Source organism: Mesorhizobium sp. UC74_2, from assembly GCF_042701485.1.
Lineage (GTDB): Bacteria > Pseudomonadota > Alphaproteobacteria > Rhizobiales > Rhizobiaceae > Mesorhizobium.
The window spans coordinates 3235414-3261556 of the sequence record NZ_CP170562.1 but is presented as its reverse complement, the minus strand read 5'-3'; the positions used below and the strand labels follow the sequence as shown (position 1 = coordinate 3261556).

Below are 26143 nucleotides of genomic sequence, written 5' to 3'. Positions count from 1 at the left end.
ATGGCTGCTGCAGAAACCGTTCTCAATGTTCGCGACCTCAAGGTGCGTTTCCGCACACTCGATGGTGCCGTTGACGCCGTGAAGGGCATCAACATCAACGTGAAAGCCGGCGAAACCGTCGCCGTCGTCGGCGAGTCGGGCTCCGGCAAAAGCCAGACGATGATGGCTGCGATGGGGCTGCTCGCTTCGAATGGTGAAGCAACCGGCGCGGTTGACTACCGTGGCTCGAACCTGCTCACCATGCGCAAGGGCGAGCTCAACAAGGTCCGCGGGCGCAAGATCAGCATGATCTTCCAGGAGCCGATGACCTCGCTTGATCCGCTCTACACGATCGGCAACCAGTTGATGGAGCCGATACGGCGGCATCGCGGCCTGAGTGCTGCGGCCGCGCGTGAGGAGGCGCTGAAACTGCTGCGCCTCGTCCATATTCCCGATCCCGAGCGGCGGCTGAAATCCTATCCGCACGAGATGTCGGGCGGCCAGCGCCAGCGTGTGATGATCGCCATGGCGCTCGCCAACGATCCGGACATCCTGATCGCCGACGAGCCGACGACGGCGCTGGACGTGACCATCCAGGCGCAGATCCTGGTGCTGCTGGCCGAGCTGCAGAAGAAGCTCGGCATGGCCATCGTCTTCATCACGCACGATCTGGGCATCGTGCGGCGCTTCGCAGATCGCGTCTATGTGATGCGTTCCGGTGAGGTGGTGGAGGAAGGAGAGGCCACAGCGCTCTTCGCCAATCCGCAACATCCCTACACCAGGATGCTGCTGGCGGCCGAACCCACAGGCCACAAGGCGGCACCGGCGCCCGATGCCCCGGTTCTGCTCGAGGGACGCAAGGTCGAAGTCACATTCAAGATCGGCGGTGGTTTCCTTGCCGGTGATCCGGTCATCCTGCGTGCTGTCGACGACATCTCCATTCGGCTCAAACGCAACCAGACCATCGGCATTGTCGGTGAATCCGGTTCGGGCAAGTCGACGCTCGGACGCGCGTTGCTGCGGCTCTTGCCGAGCGACGGGCAGATCCGTTTCGGCGACAACGACATTTCCCGAGCCGACAAACAGGCCATGCGCCCGTTGCGCCGCGAGTTGCAACTGGTTTTCCAGGATCCGTTCGGTTCGCTGTCGCCGCGCATGACGGTTGGGCAGATCATCACCGAGGGGCTCCTCGTGCATGAACCTGCGCTGTCGTCCAAGGAGCGCGATCACCGTGCGGTGGAGGCGCTGAAGGAGGTCGGGCTCGACCCGATCATGCGCAATCGCTATCCGCACGAATTTTCAGGCGGCCAGCGTCAGCGCATAGCCATTGCCCGTGCAATGATCCTGAAACCGAAAGTGGTGGTTCTGGACGAGCCGACTTCGGCATTGGACCGTTCCGTGCAGAAGCAGATCGTGGAATTGCTGCGCAAGCTTCAGGCCGATCACGACCTGTCCTACCTGTTCATAAGCCATGACCTTGCGGTGGTGCGGGCGATGGCCGACTACATCATCGTCATGAAGCAGGGCAAGATCGTCGAAGAAGGGCCAACGGATGCCATCTTCGACCATCCACGCGAGAAGTACACGCAGACGCTGATGACTGCCGCCATCGACACCACCCGCTTCCGGGCAAGCGCCTGACGCCAGTTGGACGCAGATCGATCGATATGAAAAAAGCCCCGGTTCGAACCGGGGCTTTTCTCATCTTGGCGGCAACTGGGCCTGGAGTTCAATAGTTGCCGTTATAATAGCGGTCATCGCAGGGCGCGGTATAAATGCGGCCAGAACGATCCTGGTAACGGCACATCTCCTCGCCGCGGCGTTGCGGGGTCGTCGAGCTGCCCACGGCCGCGCCAAGCAGTGCACCGGCGCCGGCTCCGATCAATGTGCTCTTGGTGTCGCGGCCGATCGCCTGGCCGACCAGTGCGCCGCCAGCGCCACCGATCAACGCGCCCGTACCTGCCCGCTGCTGCTGTTCCGACGTCTCGCAACCCGCGAGCGCCACCGCCATCAGCATGGCGGCAATTGTAGTATAAAGTCGCATCGGGAAATCCTCTCACTGAAGCCCCATCGTTGCCCTGAAAGGCCATTGCGGCGGAACGGGGGCAGGAAATCATGTCGTGACCACCGGCAACGCAACGTGATCGGCACCAACAGCACGGATTCGATGATTGTCTCGCAGCAAATTCGCCGCATGGCTCGGAATGGATAGCAGGAACTGAGAACCGGCTGATTTCGGGAAGCCAAGTCACTGACTTTTCTGGTCGGAGTGGCAGGATTCGAACCTGCGACCCCATCGTCCCGAACGATGTGCGCTACCAGGCTGCGCTACACTCCGTGACCAGACGGCGGGCTTATAGCTGCCACGTTCGGTTCCTGCAAGCGGGTATGGCGCAGTTACGGTCGCATTTCATGAGCTTTGTTGAGCTTTGTCGGCGCAGTGCTTTTCCCAATAAGGTTCCTGTTAGGCAGATGTGCTAAGAGCGCTGCACGCGACGGCGAAGCGCAAGGTCATTCTCGCTGCAAAAAAGCCCGCGCCGATGGGAGTTTCGCTGCCTTGACCTTCAAGATCGTCACTGAGGCCAAGCCCAATACCTTCGCGTTCGAAACCTCGGCGCTCGTCAAGCCGTCGGGTTTCCGTGAGTATGATGCGCGCTGGTGGTTCGGTCACTCCGGCTCTGCTCAGCCGCCTGAACTCAACCTTGTTGGTGTCCAGGCACTGGGCATGGGGCTGGGCACCTTGATTCGCCGTCTGGGCGTCGGGCCAACTATCGTCACGGCTCATGATTTTCGGTCTTATTCGCTGTCGATAAAACTGGCGCTGGTGTCCGGCCTGATGGCCGCCGGTGCCAAGGTCAAGGATATCGGACTGGCGTTGTCGCCCATGGCCTATTTCGCCCAGTTCGCGCTCGACGTTCCGTCTGTCGCCATGATCACCGCATCGCACAACGAAAACGGCTGGACAGGTGTGAAGATGGGGGCTCAGCGGCCACTCACCTTTGGCCCGGAAGAAATGGCTTCATTGCGCGACATCGTGCTCGGTGGCGATTTCGATCTCGTCGATGGTGGCAGCTATGCGTTCGTTCCGGACTTTCGCACTGCCTATATCGATGATCTTGTTTCCGGTGGATGTATCTCCCGAAAATTGAAAGTGGTGGCTGCGTGCGGCAACGGCACCGCGGGGGCTTTTGCACCTGAGGTGATGAAGCGTATCGGCTGCGAGGTGGTTCCGTTGGACGTTGAACTCGACCATACGTTCCCGCGCTACAATCCCAACCCGGAAGACATGGCAATGCTGCATGCCATCCGGGACAAGGTGCTGGAGACCGGTGCCGATATCGGCCTGGGTTTCGATGGTGATGGCGACCGCTGTGGTGTGGTCGACAACGAAGGCAATGAGATCTTCGCCGACAAGGTGGGAGTGATGCTCTCCCGCGACATCTCCAGCGAGCATCCTGGTTCGGCTTTCGTCGTCGATGTGAAATCGACCGGTCTGTTCAACACGGATGACGTTCTGCGCGGCAACGGCGCCAAAACGGACTATTGGAAGACCGGTCACTCCCATATCAAGCGCCGGGTTGCCGAACTTGGCGCCATCGCCGGATTTGAGAAGTCCGGCCATTTCTTCTTCAATCCGCCCATCGGGCGCGGTTATGACGATGGATTGGTGACGGCAATCGCGATTTGTCGCATGCTCGATCGCAACCCCGACAAGTCCATGGCCGATCTCTACCGCGACCTGCCGTTGACCTTCGGCACGCCGACCATGTCGCCCCATTGTGATGACGACAAGAAATATGGCGTGGTCGAACGCGTTGTCGCCGATTTCCAGGCACTGAAGCAGCGCGGCGCGGTTTTTGCGGGTCAGAAGATCGTCGATCTGGTCACGGTCAACGGTGTCCGTGTGGTGGCGGAAGATGGCACCTGGGGGCTGGTGAGAGCTTCGTCGAACAAGCCCGAATTGGTGGTCGTGGTGGAAAGCCCGGTTTCCGCGGAGCGGCGGCGGCAGATGTTCGAAGGCGTTGACGCGGTATTGCGGCGCAGCCCGGACGTCGGGCCGTACAATCAGACATTTTGAATGCGGGCGACGGGGACGGCATGAGCGAGCGCATCGTCGGTTTTGTGATGAGCGGTGGGGTCGGTTCGCGGCTATGGCCGCTGTCGCGCGAGGACAATCCCAAGCAGTTCCACGACCTGTCGGGTGATGGTTCGATGCTGTTGAAGACGCTGCAGCGCCTGGCAGCGCGCAAGGACGGCGAGGCTTCCGTCTTTCTGATTGCCTCCGAGCGCCATGCCGACCGGGTCGGCAGCGATCTTGCAGACATCGATCTTGGCGGCGGTGGTGCCCTGTTCGAGCCTGTTGGTCGCAACACCGCCGCCGCCGTGGCGCTGGCAACGCTGCGCACACTGGCGGAGTTCGACGATGCGCTGATGCTGGTGGTGCCATCCGATCACGAAATTTCAACCGCTGCCCAGTTCTGGCAAACGGTGGAAGCCGGCGTTCCCGCTGCCAATGCAGGCAGGCTGGTCGTGTTTGGTGTGCGGCCGACCCATTCGGAAACGGGTTATGGATACATCGAAGCCGGCGCGGAACGGGATGGTGTGTTCGATGTCTCGCGGTTCGTCGAAAAACCGGATCTCGCCACTGCGCAGACCTATCTTGCAGCAGGCAATTTCTACTGGAACGCCGGCATCTTCCTGTTTCGCGCCAGCGCCATGCGTGATGCCTTCGTGTCGTTTCGACCGGATATATGGCAGGCCACCGAAGCCGCTTTCAAGGCGGCGACCAGCGATGTGTCCGGCCTCTACATGGCACAGGATCTCTACGAAGCCATTCCCGCGATTTCGATCGACTATGCCATCATGGAACGGGCAGCTGATATCGCGATGGTGCCGGCGGGCTTCCGCTGGAACGACCTTGGCTCTTGGCAGTCCTTGCTCGATGTCGGCCCTGCCGACACCGACGGCAATGTCGTCATCGGCGACGTCGTCGCGATCGATTGCCGGAATTCCTACATCCGCAGCCAGGGCCGCCTTCTCTCTGCCGTCGGTCTTCAGGACATAGCCATCGTTTCCACCGCCGATGCCACTTTCGTGGCCCCCGTCAGTCACAGCCAGAATGTGCGCAAGGTGGTCGAGCAGCTCGAAAGAAGCGGACGCCTGGAGACCAGGTTCACGCCGGCACATGATCGTGTCATCGAGAGCGGCTCCTGGCGCAGGCGTGTGCGCCACTGGCTGTTCGAGGAAACCATGCCGTTGTGGTCGACCGTTGGGGTCGATGATCGCTTTGGCGGTTTTCACGAGGCCTTGGGCCTGGACGCATCACCCCTGATGAAGCCCAAGCGCATGCGCACCATGGCCCGCCAGGTCTACGCCTTCGCGGTAGCCAAGGAGCGTGGCTGGGATGGGCCGGCCGATCGGTTGATCGCGCACGGCATCGATTTCATGGCGCGTCATGGCCGTACCGACAAAGGCGGTTGGGTGCGCACGATGAATATAGACGGCAGCGTCGCTGATCCCGCGGAGGATGCTTACGACCACTCCTGCGTGCTGCTGGCGCTGGCGCATGCGCATATGTGCGGTAACCCGGATGCGTTGCGGCTTGGCCAGGAGACGTTCTCCTTCCTGGACGCGCATTTGGAGGACGAACGTCTGACCGGTTTCCTGGAAACATCGGGCGGCAAGGGAGAACGTCGTTCCAACCCGCATATGCATCTGCTGGAGGCTTTCCTGCATGGCATTCAGTCACCGGAGACCGCACCTATCTGCGCCGCGCCGCAAGGCTTGCAGACCTGTTTCGCAACCATTTCTTCGACCGCGAAAGCTGGACGCTGGGCGAATATTTCGATGACGAGTGGAGACCGGCGCCAGGCGAGCGTGGCCAATGGACCGAACCCGGTCATCACTTCGAATGGGCATCCCTGCTGGTCGATTTCGCGCAGCGCAGCGGCCAGGTCGATCTCACGGGTTTCGCGCGCAAGCTTTATGCCTCGGCCATAGCCAATGGCCTGAACCGCGCCACCGGGTTGGCTTACGGCGCTGTCTCGCGCGATGGCCTGCCGCTCGACGGCATCTCGCGCAGCTGGCCGCAGACGGAGGCGATCAAGGCGGCGATCGCACTGGACGGCACCGGGGGACCGGATCTGAAACCGGAGATCGAGGCGCGTGTCGGGCGCCTGTTCCGCTGGCACATCGATCCGGCGCCGCTCGGCCTGTGGGTCGACTGGATCGACGAGCGTGGCCGCTCACAGGCAACCGAAGTGCCGGCGAGCATCTTCTATCATCTCGTCACTGCTCTCACGCAGTATCTCGACAAGACCGAGGAAGCAGGCAAGGCGGGGCAGATCTAGTACGGGCTCGCCACGTCGCCGGTTTCCACATAGACCGACTTTTCCTGCGAATAGAGCGCCAGCGCCGCCAGCGAGTTTTCGCGGCCGATGCCCGACTGCTTGAAGCCGCCGAACGGCATCTCGACCGGTGACAGATTGTAGTTGTTGATCCAGCAGGTGCCGGCCTGCAGCTCGGCAATGACACGATGCGCGCGCGGCAGGTCGCGGGTGAAGACACCGGCAGAGAGACCGAACTCGGTATCGTTGGCGCGGTCGATCACTTCGTCTTCATCGGTGAAGGAAAGCACGCTCATCACCGGTCCGAAGATCTCCTCGCGTGCGATGCGCATCTGGTCGGTGACATTGGTGAAGATGGTCGGCTCGATGAAGAAACCGTTCTCGAAGCCCTGCAGTTTCGGTTCGCCGCCACCATAGTGCAGCGAAGCGCCTTCGGTCTTGCCGATGCCGACATAAGACATCACCTTGTCGTGCTGCGCCTTGTTGATCAGCGGCCCCATCTGCGTTTCGGGGTCGAGCGGATCACCGATGCGGATTGCCTTGGTGCGCTCGGTCAGCCGTTCGACGAACCGGTCATGCAGGCCCTTCTGCACGAATACGCGGGTGCCGTTGGAGCAGACCTGGCCCGTCGAATAGAAGTTGCCGAGCATGGCGCCACCGATGGCGTTCTCGAGGTCGGCATCATCGAACACGATCAGCGGTGACTTGCCGCCAAGTTCCATTGTGGCGTGTTTCATCAGGGAACCGGTCAGGGCCAGCACTTTCTTGCCGGTTGGCACCGAGCCTGTCAGCGAGACCTTGGCGACCACTTCGTGCGAGGCCAGCGCGCCACCGACATCGCCATAGCCCTGCACGACGTTGAAAAGTCCATCCGGAAGCCCGGCTTCCGTGTAGATTTCGGCAAGCGCAAGGGCGGAAAGCGGCGTGTTTTCCGATGGCTTGAAGACCATCGCGTTGCCCATGGCGAGTGCAGGTGCCGATTTCCAGCCAGCACCCTGAATCGGATAGTTCCAGGCGCCGATGCCGACGCACACGCCGAGCGCTTCGCGCCGCGTATAGGCGAAGGGACCGCCAAGATCGACGTAATCGCCGGTGTAACTCGCCACTGCGCCGCCGAAATACTCGAGTGCATCGGCGGCGGATGCCGGGTCGGCAACCAGTGTTTCCTGGATAGCCTTGCCGGTATCCAGCGTCTCGATGCGGGCAAGTTCGGCATTACGGGCACGCAGGATGTCGGCGACACGGCGCAGGATGCGGCCGCGTTCGACGGGCTTCATCCGGGCCCAGGCCGGCTGCGCGGCGCGGGCTGCCTCGACGGCCAGTTCGACGATGTTGGGTGTCGCAGAATGCAGCGTGGCAATGGTTTCGCCGGTCGCCGGATAGATCACCGGCAGGGGCGCGCCCCGTTCGTCGTCGACGAAACGGCCATTGATATAGTGCGATGCCTTGGGTTGGGCGCGCATGGGATACTCCGAAGTCTGTGGCCTGCCGGATGTGGTAGCCGATGATGCTCTATCTGTCCGAGACCTGCCAGCGCGGATTGATCCAGGGTTCCTGGTTCGAAGGCGCGAGTGGTGTGCGGCCAAGAATATGGTCGGCGGCTTTTTCGCCGGTCATGATGGATGGCGCATTGAGATTGCCGTTGGTGACACGCGGGAAGATCGAGGAGTCCGCGACACGGAGCCCGTCGACGCCGATCACACGGCATTCGGGATCGACAACGGCATGCAGATCGTCCGCGCGGCCGATGCGGCAGGTGCCGCAGGGATGGTAGGCGCTCTCAGCATGCGCGCGGATGAACGCGTCCAGCTCATCGTCGCTCTGCACATGGCTGCCCGGCGAAATCTCCTGACCGCGGAACGGATCGAAGGCAGCCTGGCCGAAGATCTCGCGGGTAAGGCGGATGCAGTGGCGGAAATCCTTCCAGTCGTCGGCATGCGACATGTAGTTGAAGCGGATCACCGGCTTGGCGTTGGGATCATGCGAGCGTAGCGTGACCGAGCCGCGTGATTTTGACCGCATCGGCCCGACATGTGCCTGGAAACCGTGTGACTTCGCTGCAGCCTTGCCGTCGTAACGCACGGCCGCCGGAATGAAATGATACTGGATGTCGGGATAGTCGACACCTGGCGCCGAGCGCACGAAGGCGGCGGCTTCGAAATGGTTGGTGGCACCCAGACCGCTCTTGAAGAACATCCAGCGCGCACCGATCAGCGCCTTGGAGAACGGGTTGAGGATCGAGTTCAGCGTGATCGGCTGTATCGCTTCCTGCTGGATGTAAAGCTCCATGTGGTCCTGCAGGTTCTGGCCGACGCCAGGCCGGTCGGCGACGACGGCAATGCCGTGCTGGGCCAGGTGTTTCGCCGGGCCGATGCCGGACAGCAACAGGATCTTGGGCGAATTGATCGAGGATGCTGCGACGATAACCTCGCGCCGTGCTTTAACGACCTGAATCTGTTTGCGAGCCTCGATCTCGACGCCCGTCGCACGTTGATTCTCGATGATCACACGCCGCGCGAAGCCTTTGACGAGACTCACGTTCTGCCGCTTCAGTGCAGGCTTGAGATAAGCATTCGCCGCCGACCAGCGTTGACCCTTGCGGATGGTCTGCTCCATCGGCCCGAAGCCTTCCTGCTTGGCGCCATTGTAGTCCTCGGTCAGTTCGAAGCCGGCCTGGTGGCCCGCCTCGATGAAGGCGGCGTAGAGCGGGTTCGTACGGGCGCCGCGCTGGACGTGCAGCGGGCCGCCTTTGCCGCGCCAGCCGTCCTCGCCGCCATGGCTGTCTTCCATGCGTTTGAAGTAGGGCAGCACGTCTGCGAAGCTCCAGCCATTCGCCCCCTGTTCTGCCCAATGATCGAAGTCGCGCGCATGGCCGCGTACGTAGACCATGCCGTTGATCGAGGACGAACCGCCTATGACCTTGCCGCGTGGCGTGGCGAGGATGCGCCCGCCGAGATGCGGCTCCGGTTCGGAGGCGAAGCCCCAGTCGTAAAGCGGCATGTTGAGCGGGATAGACAGCGCCGATGGCATCTGGATGAGCGGGCCGGCGTCGGAGCCGCCATATTCGATGACGATCACCGAATGTTTGCCGTCCTCCGACAGGCGGTGGGCCATGGCCGCGCCGGCAGAGCCGGAGCCGATGATCACAAAATCTGCTTCAAGCATTTTTCATATGCGCCATGAAATCGGCAAGCGAGACATTGCCGCCGGTTGCGATTACGAGCACTGTCTTGCCGGATACGTCTATGCCGCCATCAAGCAAGGCTGCCAGCGATGCTGCGCCCGAGGGCTCCAGCACGAGCTTGAGGCGTTCGAAGGCAGTTTTCATCGCGTTCCGCACGGCACCATCAGCCACCGTGATGCCCTCGGCTCCTGCGGTTTTCAGCGCGGCAAACGGGGCGCTGCCAGGTGCCCGCGCCATCAGGCCATCGCAGATCGACTTTGGGCCGAGCGGCATTGTTTCTATCGTGCCATGCGCCAGCGACGAGCCCATGCCGTTAAAGCCTTCGGGTTCTACGGCAAGGATCCGGGTTTTGGGTGAGAGATAGTGGAAGGCAAGAGAGACGCCTCCGATCAGGCCACCACCGCCGACCTGGCAGAAAAGAAGATCGGCTGCGGCACGCTGAGCGGCCAGCTGATCGAGTGCCTCCAGACCTGCGCCTGCCTGTCCGGCGACGATCTCGGGGTCATCGAAGGGGTGCAGCAAAGCCAGGCCTTCGGCTGCGGCAATCTCTCGAGCTTTCGCTGCCGCCACTTCTTCTCGGGGGCGGTCGCCGTGGTCGGTCAGCACCACCCGGGCGCCGTAGCCGGCAGTCGCTTCGCGCTTGGCCAACGGTGCATCGATCGGCATGACGATTGTGACGGGAATACCTTGCGCTTGTCCTGCGGCTCCCAGCCCTTGCGCAAAATTGCCCGAGGAATAGGCGACCACGCCTTTCCGCGCTTCCTCGGACGATAGCTGTTTCAAACGCCAATAGGCCCCTCGGACCTTGAAAGAGCCCGCCCATTGCAGCGATTCAGGTTTGACGAAGACCCTGGCGGCACCGATCTGGCGAGCAAGTGCTGCCGACTCCAGCAACGGCGTTCTTAGCGTTGCCTTCGCGGTTTCCGCATAGGCACGCCGGATGTGTTCAAGAGAAGGAATGTGCGGCTCAATCATCATTCACCTCTCGGGAAGCGTTTGTCCGCTTCGAGCGTGTCGAGATTCATGTGGTTGCGCATGTAGCGCTCGGACGCTTTCTGCAACGGCTGGAACTCCCATGGGTAGTAGGCGCCGTTGCGCAGGGCCGGGTAGACGACCCAGCGGCGTGCCTGGCTTTCACGCACCGCGGCATCGAACACGTTCATGTCCCATCGCAACCGCACCTTTTCCATGAATGCCGCCGCGATCGCTGCATGGCGGGGATCGCCGGCGAGATTGACGCGCTCCTGCGGATCCTGTTCCAGATCGAACAGTTGCGGCGGGTCGATCTCGCAATGCACGAATTTGTAGCGGCCCTCGCGGATCGCAACGATCGGTGCGTAAGAGCCCTCAGCCGCGTACTCCATCAGCACCGGTTCGCTGCGTCCTCCACCTTGCAGCAGCGGCATGAGCGATTGTCCGTCGGTCCAGGGCTGGATGGCGCCGATATCGATGCCCGCGAAATCGCAGAGCGTCGGGCAGAGGTCGAGGTTCGACACCGGCGTGTCGATGCGGGCAGGGCTGATGCCCTTGCCGGCAATCATCAGCGGCACGCGTGCCGAACCTTCATAGAAGCACATCTTGAACCAAAGACCGCGCTCACCCAGCATGTCGCCATGATCGGATGCGAACACGACAATGGTGTCATCGGCCATGCGTGTACGCTCGAGCACGGACAGCAGTTCGCCGACCTTGTCGTCGAGATACGAGATGTTGGCGAAGTAACCCTGGCGGGCACGACGGACGTGTTCGGGCGTGATCGAGAAACTGTCGTAGTCGCTGGCCTTGTAGAGCCGCTGCGAATGCGGATCCTGCCTGTCGTATGGGATGAAGCCGGTTTCGGGTTCGAGTGCCGGGCAGTTCTCATAAAGATCCCAATACTGGCGCCGTGCGACGTAAGGATCGTGCGGATGGGTGAAGGAGACGGTCAGGCACCACGGGCGGCGCTGCGGGTCATCCGATGTCCGGGCGAAATCGTAGAGCTTCTGCTGGGCGTGGAAGGCGACTTCGTCGTCATACTCCATCTGGTTGGTGATTTCAGCGACGCCTGCGCCGGTCACCGAACCCAGATTGTGGTACCACCAGTCGATGCGCTCGCCAGGCTTGCGGTAATCCGGCGTCCAGCCGAAATCCGCCGGGTAGATGTCGGTGGTCAGGCGTTCCTCGAAGCCGTGCAGCTGATCCGGGCCGACGAAATGCATCTTGCCTGACAGCACGGCGTGATAGCCGGCCGCGCGCAGGTGGTGCGCGAAGGTCGGGATGGAGGACGGGAACTCGGCGGCGTTGTCGTAGACGCCGTTGCGTGACGGCAACTGCCCGCTCATGAAAGCCGCACGCCCGGGTGCACACAGGGGGCGAGGCGGTGTAGTTGTTGCGGAAGCGCGCCGAGCGTGCGGCGAGCGCCTTGAGGTTCGGCGCATGCAGGAAGTCCGCCGGCCCGTCTGGAAACATTGTTCCGGCAAGCTGGTCGACCATGATGATCAGGATGTTGGGGGCTTTTGTCATCGTACCTGCGCCAGCTTGGCGTCAATATAGTCCTCCACCAGCGCACCGGCGCTGAGAGGATTGGGCAGCCCGTCGCGCAGCGCACGGCGGATGTAGAGCCCGTCGATCATGGCAGCGATCGCTTCGGCCATTCGTGCGGCCTCCTCGCGCGACACCAGCGGCAGAAGCCCGCTCATCAGGTTGGAATGCAGGCGGCGGGCATAAATGCGCAGCAGGCGTCTCAATGGCAGCGAATTCTGCGCCTCGACATAGAAGGCAAGCCAGGCGTGTACGGTCTCTTCGCGGAACTGGCCGGCGTTGAAGTTGACGCCGACAATTGCCGAGAGCCTCTGACGCGGCGTGCTGACCTTGTTGAGGGCCACGATCGTGTCGGCGCCGAGATCGGCCAGCAGATGTCGCATCGTGGCGAGCAGCAGCTCTTCCTTCGGTCCGAAATAGTGGTGCGCCAGCGCCGAGGATACGCCGGCGCGGTCGGCGATCTCCGACATGGTGACGTTGAGCGATCCGCGCTCGCCGATCGCCAAGATCGTAGCGTCGATCAGCGCCTTTCGACGCAGCGGTTCCATTCCGATTTTCGGCATGTTCTGCTTCTCCCGCCCGGCAAGTTATTTTTAATTGATCCGTCAATCAATAAAAATCCCGCCATGCATTGTGGTCGTTGCGACGCGAGGCCGCGAGCGCCCTTCGCAACTCCTCGAGACTGGCCTATATGTTCAGGATTGAACAGTTACCGTGCCAGACCTAATATGCTAGGAAAGGCAAGGCCAATCTGGAGAACTCCCATGACGGCAAGCATCGTTGGCTGGGCGCATTCGCGCTTCGGCAAGCTGGAGGGCGAGACGCTCGAAGGCATGATCACCAAGGTCGCCTCGGAGGCGCTCGAACATGCCGGCATCGGGCCGGACGATGTCGACGAAATCGTGCTCGGCCACTTCAACGCCGGTTTCTCGGCCCAGGATTTTACCGCCAGCCTCGTGTTGCAGGCCGACGACCGGTTGCGCTTCAAGCCAGCCACCCGGGTCGAGAACGCCTGTGCCACCGGTTCGGCAGCGGTTCGTCAGGGCATCCGCGCCATCGACGCCAATGCCGCGCGTATCGTTCTTGTGGTCGGTGCCGAGCAGATGACGACGACACCAGGCCCCGAGATCGGCAAGAACCTTCTCAAGGCCTCCTATCTGCCGGAAGATGGCGAAACACCGGCCGGTTTCGCCGGCGTCTTCGGCAAGATCGCCCAGGCCTATTTCCAACGTTACGGCGACCAGTCCGACGCGTTGGCGATGATCGCCGCCAAGAACCACAAGAATGGCGTCGACAACCCTTATGCGCAGATGCGCAAGGATTTCGGCTTCGACTTCTGTCGCCAGGAAAGTGAGAAGAACCCCTTTGTCGCCGGGCCGCTGAAGCGGACCGACTGTTCCCTGGTTTCGGATGGCGCCGCAGCCCTGGTGCTTGCCGATACCGACACCGCGCTCAGGATGCGCCGCGCCATCACCTTCCGCGCCAATGAGCATGTGCAGGATTTCCTGCCGATGTCGAAGCGCGACATCCTTGCCTTCGAAGGCTGCGAACAGGCCTGGGAGCGCGCGCTCAGGAAGGCCGGGGTCACGCTCGACGACCTCTCCTTTGTCGAGACGCATGACTGCTTCACCATCGCCGAACTGATCGAATACGAGGCGATGGGCCTGGCCAGACCGGGCGAGGGTGCGAAGCTGGCCCTCGAAGGCTATACCGCCAAGGACGGCAAGTTGCCGATCAACCCGTCAGGCGGCCTGAAGGCCAAGGGCCATCCGATCGGCGCGACTGGCGTATCGATGCATGTACTGACCGCCATGCAGCTTGCCGGTGAGGCAGGTGGCATCCAGGTGAAGGATGCCAAACTCGGCGGCATCTTCAACATGGGTGGCGCCGCGGTTGCCAACTACGTCTCGATCCTAGACCGCATTCGCTGAAGCAATTTCCGGAAAGTGCGTGGCGCTTTTCCATCTGGAATAGCGTTGGACAAACAGAAGGGCCGCCGTTTCATCGAAACGGCGGCCCTTCTGTTTGTATCGATAGTCGACGATCGGATCATGCCCGGGCAGGTGCGTCCTTGGGCAGGATCATGGTCTGGGGCACGTTGGCGTTGCCGCGCGCCAGGAAGTAGTAAACCACCGAAGTGGCCACCAGTGCGACGATCCAGGAGATATCGGCGCCACCCAGCAGCACCGCGATCGGTCCTTCGTAAAGCGCCTGGTTCAGGAACGGGATCTGCACCACCACGCCGAACAGATAGCAGCCTAACGCTACCCAGTTGTATGCGCCGTAACGGCCGGACGCATCGTAAAGTGCCGGGATGTCGACTTTCTCTTTCGAGATCAGATAGTAGTCGACCAGATTGATGGCACTCCACGGCACGAAGACGGCGAGCAGCAGCAGCACGAAGTTCTTGAAGGAGGACAGGAAGTTCGAGCTCGCGAAGATGGCGATTGCAACCGACGCCAGCACGAAGGCGACGATGTAGGCAATGCGCGTCGCCTGCGAGATGCGGTCCTGCCGGGTGAAGGCGCTGACCGTGGTCAGCATCGTCATCGAGCCGCCATAGGCATTCAGGCAGTTCACCGTGAGCTTGTTGGTGACGATGACGATGTATGTCAGCAGTGCGGCGAGCCCGGCTCCGGCGAGCTCACCCATGAAGCCGACCTGGTTCTGCAGGAACTTGCCGCCAAGAGCCGCCACGATGACGCCGAAGCTCATGGCGATCTGTGCGCCGATCGCCGAGCCGAGCAGCGTCGACCAGAAGGTGGTTTTCGCCGGCGTCGCGGTCGGCAGATAGCGTGAATAGTCCGCGACGTAAGGAGCGAAGGTCATCTGCCAGCCGGCGGCGAGCGCAACGGTGAGCAGGAATGTGGCGAAGCTGAACGGTTTCTGGCCGAAGGCGTCTGCGACATTGTATTGCGAGAAGAGCTGAATGGCGAGGTAGCCGAAGCCGAGGATGCCGACGACCGTGGCGATGCGGCCGATGACGTGGATGAGCTTGTAGCCGACCACCGCGACGATGATGGTGATGAGGCCAAACACCAGCATGCCGAAGGCTGGCGCCTGCACGCCGAACATCAGGTTGATCGCCTGGCCGGACAGAACCGTGCCGGTGGCCGCGAACCCCAGATACATCAACACGGTCAGGATCAGCGGCAGGGCAGCGCCCTTGACGCCGAACTGCGCCCGGCTGGAAATCATCTGCGGCAGGCCGAGGCGCGGGCCTTGCGCGGAATGCAGCGCCATCACCGCGCCGCCGAGCAGGTTGCCGATGGCGAGACCGATGATCGCCGTCAGCGCCTCGGCGCCGAAAACAATGGACAGGGCGCCGTCGACCACGGCCGTGATCTGCAGGTTCGCACCGAACCACAGCGTGAACTGGTTGAAGGGCGAGCCGTGCCGCTCGCTTTCTGGAATCCGATCGATCGTGCGCCTTTCGGCCACGCCGGTTGATGCCGCTGCCATGCTTTCCTCCTCCCGAGAGTCGGTTTTGATCCGCTTGAAATATGATATGTATATACATAGTCGGGCGGGTAGTGAGTCAAGAGTGAGCGCTCTGGTTGTGTTTTTCCTGCCACTTACTGGATACGGATCGCCGCATCGGGCTCGCTGAATCGAGATATCCTTTCAATCGAAAGGCTTATGCGTTTCTCGCGTCGTGGCTTGCGGTTTCGCTCGGCCGGCCTTGGCCCAGCCTGGAGTGGGCCTCAGGCCGCGTGCCATAGGGCCAATGCTTGCTGGTTGCGTGGGAAGCGCGGAGCCGCTACGCGTTCGGTGCGAAATCGAAGCGAGGATTCCATGGCCAATCCGGTTCTGGTCGAGGTGCTGCGCGGCGCCGTGGTGGAAAGCGCCCACCGAGGTGCGGTTGCGGTGGTGGATGCCGACGGAAAGACGGTGTTCGATATCGGCAACACCGCACATCCGGTTTTCCCACGTTCGGCAGTCAAGGCAATCAGGCGTTGCCGCTTGTCGAGAGCGGCGCGGCCGATGCCTATGGTTTCGGCAATCGCGAGCTGGCGCTGGCCTGCTCGTCTCATTCCGGCGAGCCCGAACATGTCGAGCTTGCCGCTGCGATGCTCGCCAAGGCGGGGCTCGATGCCAGCGCGCTGGAATGCGGTTCGCATTGGCCCTCCAACCATCAGGCAACGATCGAACTCGCGCGCTCCGGCGGCGAACCCAATCCTCTGCACAACAACTGTTCCGGCAAGCATGCCGGCTTCATCTGCACCTGCTGCCATTCTGGCATCGACCACCGCGGCTATGTGGCGGCGGGCCATCGCATGCAGGAAATGATCAAGGACGCGATGGAGACGGTGACAGGCGCCGCCCACGGCTCCTCCCATTGCGGCACCGATGGCTGTTCGATCCCGACCTATGCGGTACCGTTGCGCAGCTTCGCGGCAGGCTTCGCCAGGATGGCGACGGGTAATGGTCTTGGAGCGGAGCGTGCCAAAGCGGCGAAGCGGCTGCTCGACGCCTGCATGGCCGAGCCCTTCCTGGTTGCAGGAACCGATCGTCTGGACACGAAGCTGATGCGGGCGGCTCCCGGCCGCGTCTTCGTGAAGGTGGGCGCAGAGGGCGTGTTCTGTGCCGCATTGCCGGAGCTCGGGCTCGGCATCGCGTTGAAATGTGACGATGGGGCTGAGCGCGCTGCTGGCGTGATGGTTGCCGCCGTGCTGGCGAAGCTGCTGCAGGGTGACGCCGAGTTGGCGGTGAGGCTGGTCGAGTTCGCCAATCCGCCGGTCGAAAGCCGGCTGGGTGCGCGGGTCGGCCTCCTGCGCCCGACTGCGGCGCTGGTTTGACGCTTGAGCGTTTCCGGTTTTCGCGGAAACGCTCTAGCTTTCTGTTTTTAAGCAATTCCAGGAAAACCGTTCCACACTTTTCCTGGAATTGCTCTAGCTCACGCGGTTTCTTTCCACGGTGAGATGCGTGAAGCCGGCATTGCCAACCTCGGCCAGGTCCACGGTTACCGGCTCTGCCCAGCGCTTGCCGATAATGGCACCATGCAGCACCTCCTGCAGTACATTGTCGGTGATGATCGTCGGCCCGGCGCCATCGACGACGCTGACGGCGATGCCGATCCCGGCCTTGCGCACGACATTGCCCGTCGCCACCACGTTGCGCAGGTAAGGTCCCCAGCCGAGCTGCATGCCGCATTGGGGGGCGTTTTCCACGATATTGCCGGTCACCGTGGTGTCGGCCTCGACACCGATGCCGATACCGAATCCGCCGACCTCCGCCGGGTACGGGCCCGTGGTGGAAAGATTGCGCACGATGTTGCCGCTGCAGGTCGCCATGCGCCCGCCTTCGTTGAAGTTGACGATCGAGATGCCGTTGGCTGCACCGTCGACAACATTGTTGGCGATCGCGGCCCCTTCGAAGGTGAATTCGGCATAGAGCGCGGTCTCGCCGGAGCGCAGGCAACTGTTGCCAATGATCTGCACGTTGGAGCCTGAATTGGCACGGATTGCTGAAAAGGCGCAGTCGCTGACGATGTTGTTGGAGATGAGGACACCGCCGGCACGGAACACGTTGATGCCGTTGCCGTTCTGACCGGTGCCGCCATTGCGGGCGGCGATGCGGGCGATGCGGTTGCCAATGACCATGGTGCCGTCTTCGCCGATCTGCCAGCGGTGCACCAGGATGCCGCCGTTGGCGCAGTCGCTGACGGTGTTGGCGCTGATGGCAAGGCCGGCGGCGTCGACCGACCAGATGCCGGCGTCCGCGGCACCTGTGATGGTGCAGCGTTCGATACGCCCAGCCGCTCGTTGCAGTGCAATGCCATTCTTGGAGGCGTCGTTTACCTGGCAATCGTCGATCGAAAGGACTTTCACCGAGCGCAGATCGAGAAGGCCGGAAACGCCTTCGCCAAGATATTGTTTGGCGCCGTCGAAGACCAGGCCGGAAAAGGCGATGTGGTCGGCATTGTCAGCTGACAGGAACGGTCCGCCACCGCCATGGATCAGCCGGGTGGCACCGGCCGTGCCGCTGAGCCGCACGCGTGGCGGTAGCACGAGACCGGAGACGATATAGGCGCCGGGCGGTAACAGGATTGGCTGATTGGCGTCGCTGGCTGCTTTCAGCATCTTGCCGAAAGCGTCACTCTGGTCGCCGGTTGCGCCTGGCCTTACGCCAAAAGCTGCAGGGTCGATGCCACCTGTGCTTGCCGAACGCTGCTTCGCTGCCGTCTGCTTGGCCGCCGCGGCCAAGCCCGTCGTCAGCCCGAGCCCGGCAACACCTGCGGCGAAGCCAAGGAGGTGGCGTCTGTTCAGCATTGGCGCGATTCCTTGTTTTCCAGGCTGCCGGGCAGGGACCGTGCCATGGCGATGACCGGCTGGCTAGGTGCACCGTCATAAAGAGATCGGCAGCAACGTCCTGTGTCGCTCCCGGCTTGTTAAGGCGGCTAGCCAGTCCTAAATTCGCTTTATGAGCAGAGCTTTCACCCGCGAAGAAGACAGCGAAAATGCCATCGCCGGCATCGGTGAGCGGCCCGTCAGTGCGCATCGCAATCTCGTCACCGTGGATGGCCTGGCGATGATCGATGCGGAGATGGCCTCGTTGCGTGCTGCATTGGCCAATGCGGAAGCGGATAGCGACCGCGAGCGTATCGCGCTGGTTTCGCGTGACCTGCGTTACTGGAACGCACGACGCGAAAACGCCGAACTTTCCGTTCCCGAGCCCGACGGCAGCGTCGTGCGCTTCGGCATGAGCGTGACGCTGGAGGATGAGGCGGGCAAGACGGTGACATGGAAGATCGTCGGCGAGGATGAGGCTGATCCCGCCAAAGGTTCGATTTCGCATGTTTCGCCGATGGCACTCGCGCTGTTCGGCAAAAGCATGGGCGACACAGCGGCGGTCAACGGCCGGGAATGGGAAGTGGTCGGGCTGCGGTAGCCGATCGTCAGAACCATACTGCCCGTATCGCCAAGCCTTGGCTGCGCATTCTTCCTGGATTGCTTCAGTCGAGCAACCTGTCCACCAGTCGTTCCGCGGCTTCCGGTATCACCGTTCCCGGTGGGAAGATCTCGGCTGCACCGGCCTTCAGGACAGCATCGAAGTCCTGAGGCGGGATGACGCCACCAGCGACGATCAGCATGTCTTCGCGGCCGAGCTTCTTCAGCACGGCTTTCAGTTCCGGCACCAGGGTGAGATGACCGGCAGCCAGCGAGGAGACGCCGACGATGTGGACGTCGTTCTCCACCGCCAGCTTGCCGATTTCCTCCGGTGTCTGGAACATGGCGCCCACCGTCACATCGAAGCCGAGGTCGGCAAAGGCGGTGCCGATCACCTTCTGGCCGCGATCATGACCATCCTGGCCGAGCTTGGCGACGAGGATGCGTGGCCTGGCGCCGTGCTTTTTCTCGAAGACGGCGATCTTCTCCTGCAACCGGTCGACTTCGGGGTTCTCGCCGAGTGCCGCGCGGTAGACCCCGGATATCATCAGGACGGAGGCGACATGGCGCCCGAACGCCTTTTCCAACGCCAGCGAGATTTCGCCAACGGTCGCCTTGGCGCGGGCGGCGCGGATGGCGAATTCCAACAGGTTGCCGTCGCCCTGTGCTGCCTTTGACAGATCGTCGAGCGCCGTCTCGACTGCGCTGACCTCGCGCGTCCCTTTCAGTTGCTGCAGCTTCGACAGCTGTCTTGCCCGCACTTCGGCATTGTCGATCTTCAGCACGTCCACTTCGATGTCACGCTCTGGGCGGAAGGCGTTGACGCCGACCAGCACCTGCGCGCCGGAATCGATCCGGGCCTGCGTGCGTGCCGCGGCTTCCTCGATGCGCAGCTTCGGAATGCCCTTTTCGAGAGCTGCCGCCATACCACCCAGCTTTTCCACTTCCTCGATATGGGCGCGCGCGCGCGCCACGAGTTCGTGGGTCAGCCGCTCGACATAGGCCGAACCGCCCCACGGATCGATGATGCGAGTGGTGCCGCTTTCCTTCTGCAGGATGATCTGCGTGTTGCGGGCAATGCGCGCCGAATGGTCGGTCGGCAGGGCAAGTGCCTCGTCGAAGGAATTTGTGTGCAGCGACTGGGTGTGGCCCTGGGTAGCCGCCATCGCCTCGATCATCGTGCGCACGATGTTGTTATAGGGATCCTGCGCCGTCAGCGACCAGCCGGATGTTTGGCTGTGGGTCCGCAACGACAGCGAGCGCGGGTCCTTCGGTGCAAAATTCTTCTCGATGAGTTCGGCCCACAGCAGGCGCGCGGCGCGCAGCTTGGCGACTTCCATGAAGAAGTTCATGCCGATCGCCCAGAAGAAGGAAAGCCGTGGCGCGAATTTGTCGATATCCAGGCCTGTGGCAACGCCTGCCCGCACATATTCGATGCCGTCGGCGATGGTGTAGGCGAGCTCCAGGTCGGCCGTCGCGCCGGCTTCCTGCATATGATAGCCGGAGATCGAGATCGAGTTGAACTTCGGCATGTTCCTGGACGTGTAGGAGAAAATGTCCGACACGATCCGCATCGAGGGTTTCGGCGGATAGATATAGGTGTTGCGCACCATGAACTCTTTCAGAATGTCGTTCTGAATGGTTCCGGCGAGGTCTTTCTGCGAAACACCCTGTTCTTCGGCGGCAACGATGTAGAGCGCCAGGATCGGCAGCACCGCGCCGTTCATGGTCATTGAGACGGTCATCTCGCCAAGCGGGATGCCATCGAAGAGCTGGCGCATGTCAAGGATGGAATCGATAGCGACACCTGCCATACCGACATCGCCGGCGACACGCGGATGGTCGCTGTCATAGCCGCGGTGCGTGGCGAGATCAAAGGCGATGGAAAGGCCCTTCTGCCCGGCAGCGAGGTTGCGCCGGTAGAAGGCGTTGGATTCTTCCGCGGTCGAGAAACCGGCATATTGCCGGATCGTCCAGGGCTGCTGGACATACATGGTCGGATAGGGGCCGCGCAGGAATGGCGACAGGCCCGGATAAGTATCGAGAACTCCCCAGTCCCTCGAGGTCGACCTGATCGTATTGGCGTTTGACCGCGATGCCTTCCGGCGTCTCCCAGGTGCCATTGGTCGCAGTGGACGGCGCACGCGGCGCCACCCAGTCCATAGTGCTGAAATCTGGGATCAAGCCGTTCCTCCGGCCACAACCAGGTCGTCACGGACCGGCGGCAGCGCTTCGCAAAATACGGTGCCGTCGGTTGGTACGATCCGCGGCGTGGCGTCCAGTGTCTCCACCGGTCGTTCGGTCTTCAGCGGATGCAGCGTGGTGCCGACGATGGCGCGTTCGCCACGGTGATAAGCTTCTGCCCGTGCCTTGCGGGCAGCGACGATGCGGGCCTGGATATGACCATCTTTCAGGCTGGAAAGCACGCCGCCTTCTTTCTCGATCTGCTGGAATTCCTTCCAGGCTGCCTCGCACAGGCTGTCCGTCAGTGCCTCGATGCCACCGGAGCCGAAAGCCGGATCGCCGACATGGTCGAGATGGCTTTCGCGGGCGACGACAAGCTGCGTGTTGCGGGCAACGCGGCGCGCGAAAGCAGCCGGCAGGCCATGCGCGATGGTGTGCGGCAGGATCGAGATCGAGTCCGCGCCACCGACGGCTGCTGCGAAACACGCGATGGTCGAACGCAGGATGTTGGTTTCCGGGTCGAGTGCCGTGACCATCCGGTAGGATGTCTCTGCGTGCACGCTGGCCGGCCCTGGCTGGATGGAACTGGCCTCCAGCACCCGCGTCCACAACCGTCGCAACGCCCTGATCTTGGCGATCGACAGGAATTGGTCCTGGTCGACCGAAAGCGCGAAGCCGATATGCGGTGCTGCGTAGATCAGCGCCTGCCGCGCTTCTTCGAACAGCCGCAGATAGGACACGGCCGAAGCCAGCATAATGCCGAGCTCCTGCGCTTCGGTGGCGCCGGAATTATGGAATACGCGGCCGTCGGCCTCGAGCAGGACGCCAGGCACATCCATGGCGAAGAAATGCGCCAGCGACTGCGGCATCGAAGCCTGCAGGGCCTCGATCGACATGCGCAGCCGACCCGTACCAGCGAAAATCGCCGCCGGATCGATGCCGAAGGAGAGATTGAGCCTCGCCGGATCGACGCGACGCTTGGCCAGGAATGCGGTCAGCCAGTCGGCCATGGCCCGGCTTGCGGGGTGCACGTCGACACGCAGGTAGGTCTGGTCCAGCGGCACGCCTTCCAGCACGCGCTCTATCGTGTCGGGTGCATAGGGCAGGCCGTAGCCGAACGCGTTGGGGGCGCCCTCGAACACCAGCGACAGTCCGGTCGCGCCCTGCGCAATGTCTTCGGCTACCTGCAGGCGGGCCCGCTCGACATCGGGATCATCGACACGCTGCGAGATGATCCAGGGCTTCAGAGGGTTGGCGCGCAGGCTGTGTTCGTGGCCGGTCGCGCGTTCATAAAGCGGGTCGATGCGGATGCCGTCGTCAGTCTGCGAAACCAGCTTCTCTTCGAAGGAGGCACCAGCCAGGGCCTTCTCGGCCAGCGCCAGCCAGCGCTGCCGTTGCGGATTGTCGGGTTCGCTCGGTTCGTCGATGGCTTTGCTGCCCATCATCTATCCTCGTCTGCCGGCCGCATCAGCCACTTTCAAATCACTCTAAGGTCCATTGCCGCGCATCGCAATGCGGCCAATGTCGCAAGGAGGTCACTAACGCCTTTGAATTTGGTGGTGGCGTTACTATACCTGCGACGGGACTGGTTTGTGACGATTTGCACAGCGGCTTTGCGGAGACGAGACATGGCTGACGAGACAAGCATCTTCCTGGGGGCCAGCCGCAAGCCGGACGACAGCTATCAAAGGCCGGAAAGCCTGCTGTTGCGCTATGGCAATCGGCACGGCCTGGTCACTGGTGCAACCGGCACAGGCAAGACCGTGACGCTGCAGATCATGGCCGAAGGTTTTTCGAATGCCGGGGTTCCGGTGTTCTGCGCCGACATCAAGGGTGATCTCTCGGGCATTGCGGCGATGGGGGAAGCCAAGGACTTCCTGGTCAAGCGTGCCAAGGACGTGAAGCTCGATCCTTATGAGTTTCAGGAATTCCCGGTCATCTTCTGGGACCTGTTCGGTGAACAGGGCCACCCGATCCGCGCTACTGTCTCGGAGATGGGGCCGCTGCTCCTGTCGCGGCTGATGAACCTCACCGAAGCGCAGGAGGGCGTGATGAACATCGCTTTCCGCATTGCCGACGAGGAAGGCCTTCTGCTTCTCGACATGAAGGATTTGCAGGCGCTGCTCGCCAATATCGCCGAACGTGCCAGCGAGATTGCCGCTCGCTTCGGCAATGTCACCAAGCTGTCGGTTGGCGCCATCCAGCGCTCGCTGCTCATCCTGGAGCAGCAGGGCGGGGCCAATTTCTTCGGCGAGCCGGCGCTGCGCATCGCCGACATCATGCGCACAACGCGCGATGGCCGAGGTGCCGTCAACGTGCTGGCGGCCGACAAGCTGATGGGCAACCCGCGCCTCTATGCCACCTTTCTGCTCTGGCTGATGTCCGAGCTGTTCGAGCAGCTTCCCGAGATCGGCGATCCCGACAAGCCTAAGCTCGTCTTCTTCTTCGACGAAGCGCATCTTCTGTTCGATGATGCGCCAAAGGCGCTGATCGACCGGGTCGAGCAGGTGGTGCGGCTGATCCGCTCCAAGGGCGTCGGCGTCTATTTCGTTACCCAGAACCCACTCGATGTGCCGGAGACAGTGCTGGCGCAGCTTGGCAACCGGGTGCAGCATGCGCTGCGCGCCTACACGCCCCGTGAACAGAAGGCGGTGAGGACGGCGGCCGAGACCTTCCGTCCCAATCCCGATTTCGACTGCGCCAAGGCGATCACCCAGCTCGGCACCGGCGAGGCGCTGGTCTCGACACTTGAGGAAAAAGGTGCGCCGTCCATGGTCCAGCGCACGTTGATCCGCCCGCCGTCTTCCAGGCTCGGCCCGATCACCGCCGACGAGCGCCGCAGGCTGATCGCCGAAAGCCCCGTCGCTGGGCAGTATGACGAGACAGTCGACCGTGAATCGGCCTTCGAGATCTTGCAGAAGAAGGCTGCGGAAGCACAGGCGCCGCAGGAAAGCGGTTCTGGTTGGACGCTGCCGGATTTCGGTGGCGGCAGCCGACAGCCTTCGGGTCAGCAGCGTGCTCCGCGTCCGTCGAACCGGCAAACCGTCACCGAAGCCGCGATCAAATCGGTTGTCCGTTCGGTCGGCTCGTCGCTCGGCCGTGCCATTGTGCGTGGGATTCTGGGCAGTCTCTCGCGCCGGTGATCTGCTTCGATCGCCGATGGCCGGAATGACAGTCGCACGTCGATCCTTGCACACGCAGCGTCTCGTCCTGAGACCGACCATTGCCGCGGATGCCGACCGGGCCTTCGCGATTCAGTCGGACTGGGATGTGACGCGCATGCTGCGCATGGCATCGTTTCCGCCAGACCTGCAAGAGATACGAGAGTGGTTTCATGATCAGCCGCGCGAGTGGCTGGCGGGCGAAGCCTATCGGTTCGCCGTTGAACAGGATGGGCGAATGATTGGCCTTGTCGATATCGATGAGATCGCCGACGGTTTCGGCAGCCTCGGTTATTGGTTCGACCGCGCTGCGTGGGGGCACGGATTTGCACTCGAAGCGGCACAGGCTGCCGTGCATTTTGCCCGCGACGACGCCCGGTTCGAAGGGCTCAAATCCGGGCATGCAGCCGACAATGCGGCATCCGGAAGGGTTCTTGTGAGACTCGGCTTCAATCTGATTGATTGCGTCGAGGTTTTTTCTCGGTCGCGCGGCGAGATGATAGATCAGCGCCGCTATACGTTGAACTTCGCCACCAACATAGACGATGGGATGTCCGCCACGAGCGAGAGCGACGCGCAACGGTGCGTCTAGCGACCCCGGCTCGGATCTTGCCGCAGAAGGTCATTGGCCTCGACACGAGCCAGTTCTAGCAGATAGGCCAGCACGCCGTGGCCATCGCGTGCGGCCATTTCATTGTGGGTACTCAACAGCGCGCGTATATCTTTCAGCGACTTGCGCTGCATTTCGGTGAGCGTTCGCATCCGTTCCTCTCCGGGATTGGCTCATTCAATGCGCTGTACATGCCGGCTGCGCTCCTTTCTGGGCATACGGCAAATGACGTATTTCGACGCGCCAGTACAACCTGAGGGCGAAGATGGTTAGCCTTTCGTCAAGGGCAGATTCGGCAGTCCACCAAGTGGGGGCGTTCAAAACTTATCGCGCCGAGACAACCGGCTCCGGCTGGCCGTTTCCCGACAGGATCTGTGCCGCTCCCAGCATAGCGGTTCGAAACGCATCGTCAAAACTGACGCCACGCACCTGCCAATGATAATCCTTGCCGTTGGCAGGGAGCTGCCAGTCACCGACCCAGCCGAGCGCTTCGTCGCGCCAGATCAGCGTGCCTGCCAGCACCAGGTCGCCACCCAGGGTTTTAGCCATGCCAGCCAATGCTTCGGGCTTCTTGTCCCGGGTCGAGCGGATATCGTCTTGCCCGGGTAGCACCAGCGGCATGCCGGCCTGTCTGGCAGCCACCATCAGGGCGATGCGCATATCGGCCGCATTGGCGGCATCGCCGTCTTTTGCCAGCACGAAACCGTCGCCTTTCATCGGCTTTACGTCGAAGAGCGCGACAATTGCGGGTCGCCGCGAAATCCACGGTTTGCGTGTCAGTGATGCCAGCAGCGCATCGATCTTGTCAGGCTCGAAATCGGTGGTGAGATATTGCGGCCGGTCGTAGGTGCCTTGCTCGTCATGCGGCGGCCGGTTGTTGAGCAGGTCGCGATAGCTGAAATCCTTGACGTAGTCGGCCGCGCGGGCAGCCATTTCGCCAACGCGCAGATCGCTGGTGAGCCTTGGATCACCGGACACCTTGACCAGCACCTCCGTGAGGCTGGGCGCCAGCGCTCGCGCGCGGTTCGCTTCGCCGAAACCGTTGGTCACTGATTGCGCGCGGTAGAGGTCGGCACGGTCAATTTCCGCTGCACTGGCAGGGCAGCCCGTTGCGGCCGCCAGCGCGACCGCCGCCAGAAAAACGAATTTCAAACATCCCCACATGCGCCATGTCCTCCGGAGCGCGAAGGCGACAGCTTAGAACATCATTCCGATAAGTGCAGATTTTTCCAACAGGATCGGACGCAAAGGAAAACAGCCGCCACCCG

The 26143-nt window shown here is 62.2% G+C and carries 16 protein-coding genes, 1 tRNA gene and 4 pseudogenes; 8 read left to right on the top strand and 13 right to left on the bottom strand.

The features are described 5' to 3' along the window. Positions 1-1620, top strand: coding sequence for an ABC transporter ATP-binding protein (locus tag ACFJIU_RS15900; RefSeq protein ID WP_379061336.1), 1620 nt, complete (start codon positions 1-3; stop codon positions 1618-1620). A gap of 88 nt (positions 1621-1708) precedes the next feature. Here the strand turns inward: ACFJIU_RS15900 and ACFJIU_RS15895 are convergent, their stop codons facing one another. Next, positions 1709-2023 (bottom strand): YMGG-like glycine zipper-containing protein, encoded by a 315-nt coding sequence (locus ACFJIU_RS15895; protein ID WP_379061333.1) that lies wholly within the window; start codon positions 2021-2023, stop codon positions 1709-1711. A gap of 217 nt (positions 2024-2240) precedes the next feature. Further along, positions 2241-2317: transfer RNA gene (locus tag ACFJIU_RS15890), tRNA-Pro, on the bottom strand. A 219-nt stretch (positions 2318-2536) separates the two neighbouring features. On the opposite strand from ACFJIU_RS15890, the gene ACFJIU_RS15885 reads away from it, so the two are divergent. Together ACFJIU_RS15885 and ACFJIU_RS15880 are read left to right on the top strand one after the other, a co-directional pair. Beyond that, on the top strand, positions 2537-4057 hold the full coding sequence (locus ACFJIU_RS15885) for a phosphomannomutase/phosphoglucomutase (RefSeq protein WP_379061331.1): 1521 nt from the start codon (positions 2537-2539) through the stop codon (positions 4055-4057). Positions 4058-4077: 20 nt separating this feature from the next. Then, positions 4078-6329: pseudogene (locus tag ACFJIU_RS15880) on the top strand (mannose-1-phosphate guanylyltransferase/mannose-6-phosphate isomerase). Here ACFJIU_RS15880 and betB read toward each other — a convergent pair. The 5 genes and pseudogenes from betB to betI form a co-directional block, all read right to left on the bottom strand. Beyond that, positions 6326-7789 (bottom strand): betaine-aldehyde dehydrogenase, encoded by a 1464-nt coding sequence (gene betB, locus ACFJIU_RS15875; protein WP_379061329.1) that lies wholly within the window; start codon positions 7787-7789, stop codon positions 6326-6328. The pseudogene ACFJIU_RS15880 and the gene betB sit on opposite strands and share 4 nt — an antisense overlap. A 49-nt stretch (positions 7790-7838) precedes the next feature. Continuing rightward, positions 7839-9491 (bottom strand): choline dehydrogenase, encoded by a 1653-nt coding sequence (betA, locus tag ACFJIU_RS15870; protein ID WP_379061326.1) that lies wholly within the window; start codon positions 9489-9491, stop codon positions 7839-7841. After that, on the bottom strand, positions 9484-10485 hold the full coding sequence (locus ACFJIU_RS15865) for a threonine/serine dehydratase (RefSeq protein WP_379073118.1): 1002 nt from the start codon (positions 10483-10485) through the stop codon (positions 9484-9486). The genes betA and ACFJIU_RS15865 overlap by 8 nt, the downstream gene beginning before the upstream one ends. After that, positions 10485-12012: pseudogene (betC, locus tag ACFJIU_RS15860) on the bottom strand (choline-sulfatase). Before betC ends, ACFJIU_RS15865 begins: the two are co-directional and overlap by 1 nt. Continuing rightward, entirely contained in the window at positions 12009-12593 is a 585-nt protein-coding gene (betI, locus tag ACFJIU_RS15855; protein WP_379061324.1) for a transcriptional regulator BetI, read from the bottom strand. Before betI ends, betC begins: the two are co-directional and overlap by 4 nt. A gap of 201 nt (positions 12594-12794) precedes the next feature. Between betI and ACFJIU_RS15850 the strand changes: the two genes are divergently transcribed. Next, complete coding sequence (locus tag ACFJIU_RS15850) at positions 12795-13961, top strand: acetyl-CoA acetyltransferase (protein ID WP_379061322.1); 1167 nt, start codon at positions 12795-12797, stop codon at positions 13959-13961. Positions 13962-14079: 118 nt separating this feature from the next. Here ACFJIU_RS15850 and ACFJIU_RS15845 read toward each other — a convergent pair whose 3' ends face one another. Continuing rightward, positions 14080-15492, bottom strand: a complete 1413-nt coding sequence (locus tag ACFJIU_RS15845; protein ID WP_379061320.1) for a purine-cytosine permease family protein — start codon at positions 15490-15492, stop codon at positions 14080-14082. Between the two features lie 333 nt (positions 15493-15825). On the opposite strand from ACFJIU_RS15845, the pseudogene ACFJIU_RS15840 reads away from it, so the two are divergent. Next, positions 15826-16829: pseudogene (locus tag ACFJIU_RS15840) on the top strand (asparaginase). A 93-nt stretch (positions 16830-16922) separates the two neighbouring features. Here ACFJIU_RS15840 and ACFJIU_RS15835 read toward each other — a convergent pair. Then, on the bottom strand, positions 16923-18302 hold the full coding sequence (locus tag ACFJIU_RS15835) for a TIGR03808 family TAT-translocated repetitive protein (RefSeq protein ID WP_379061318.1): 1380 nt from the start codon (positions 18300-18302) through the stop codon (positions 16923-16925). A 151-nt stretch (positions 18303-18453) separates the two neighbouring features. Between ACFJIU_RS15835 and greA the strand changes: the two genes are divergently transcribed. Then, positions 18454-18921: a transcription elongation factor GreA gene (greA, locus tag ACFJIU_RS15830; protein WP_379061316.1), complete on the top strand. Its 468-nt coding sequence runs from the start codon at positions 18454-18456 to the stop codon at positions 18919-18921. Between the two features lie 64 nt (positions 18922-18985). Here greA and scpA read toward each other — a convergent pair. Both scpA and ACFJIU_RS15820 read right to left on the bottom strand, forming a co-directional pair. Beyond that, positions 18986-21104 (bottom strand): annotated as a pseudogene (scpA, locus tag ACFJIU_RS15825) (methylmalonyl-CoA mutase). Continuing rightward, positions 21101-22546 carry a methylmalonyl-CoA mutase subunit beta gene (locus ACFJIU_RS15820; protein WP_379073117.1) on the bottom strand — a complete coding sequence of 482 codons (1446 nt, stop codon included), beginning with the start codon at positions 22544-22546 and terminating at the stop codon, positions 21101-21103. Before ACFJIU_RS15820 ends, scpA begins: the two are co-directional and overlap by 4 nt. A 186-nt stretch (positions 22547-22732) precedes the next feature. On the opposite strand from ACFJIU_RS15820, the gene ACFJIU_RS15815 reads away from it, so the two are divergent. Continuing rightward, a complete protein-coding gene (locus tag ACFJIU_RS15815; protein ID WP_379061314.1) occupies positions 22733-24247 on the top strand; it encodes a helicase HerA-like C-terminal domain-containing protein in 1515 nt (504 codons plus the stop codon). Between the two features lie 16 nt (positions 24248-24263). After that, positions 24264-24857 carry a GNAT family N-acetyltransferase gene (locus ACFJIU_RS15810; protein ID WP_379061312.1) on the top strand — a complete coding sequence of 198 codons (594 nt, stop codon included), beginning with the start codon at positions 24264-24266 and terminating at the stop codon, positions 24855-24857. Here the strand turns inward: ACFJIU_RS15810 and ACFJIU_RS15805 are convergent. Both ACFJIU_RS15805 and ACFJIU_RS15800 read right to left on the bottom strand, forming a co-directional pair. After that, positions 24854-25027, bottom strand: coding sequence for a hypothetical protein (locus tag ACFJIU_RS15805; RefSeq protein ID WP_379061309.1), 174 nt, complete (start codon positions 25025-25027; stop codon positions 24854-24856). The two genes, ACFJIU_RS15810 and ACFJIU_RS15805, sit on opposite strands and share 4 nt — an antisense overlap. 172 nt (positions 25028-25199) lie before the next feature. Next, positions 25200-26027 (bottom strand): DUF2066 domain-containing protein, encoded by an 828-nt coding sequence (locus ACFJIU_RS15800; RefSeq protein ID WP_379061307.1) that lies wholly within the window; start codon positions 26025-26027, stop codon positions 25200-25202. Positions 26028-26143 lie beyond the last annotated feature (116 nt).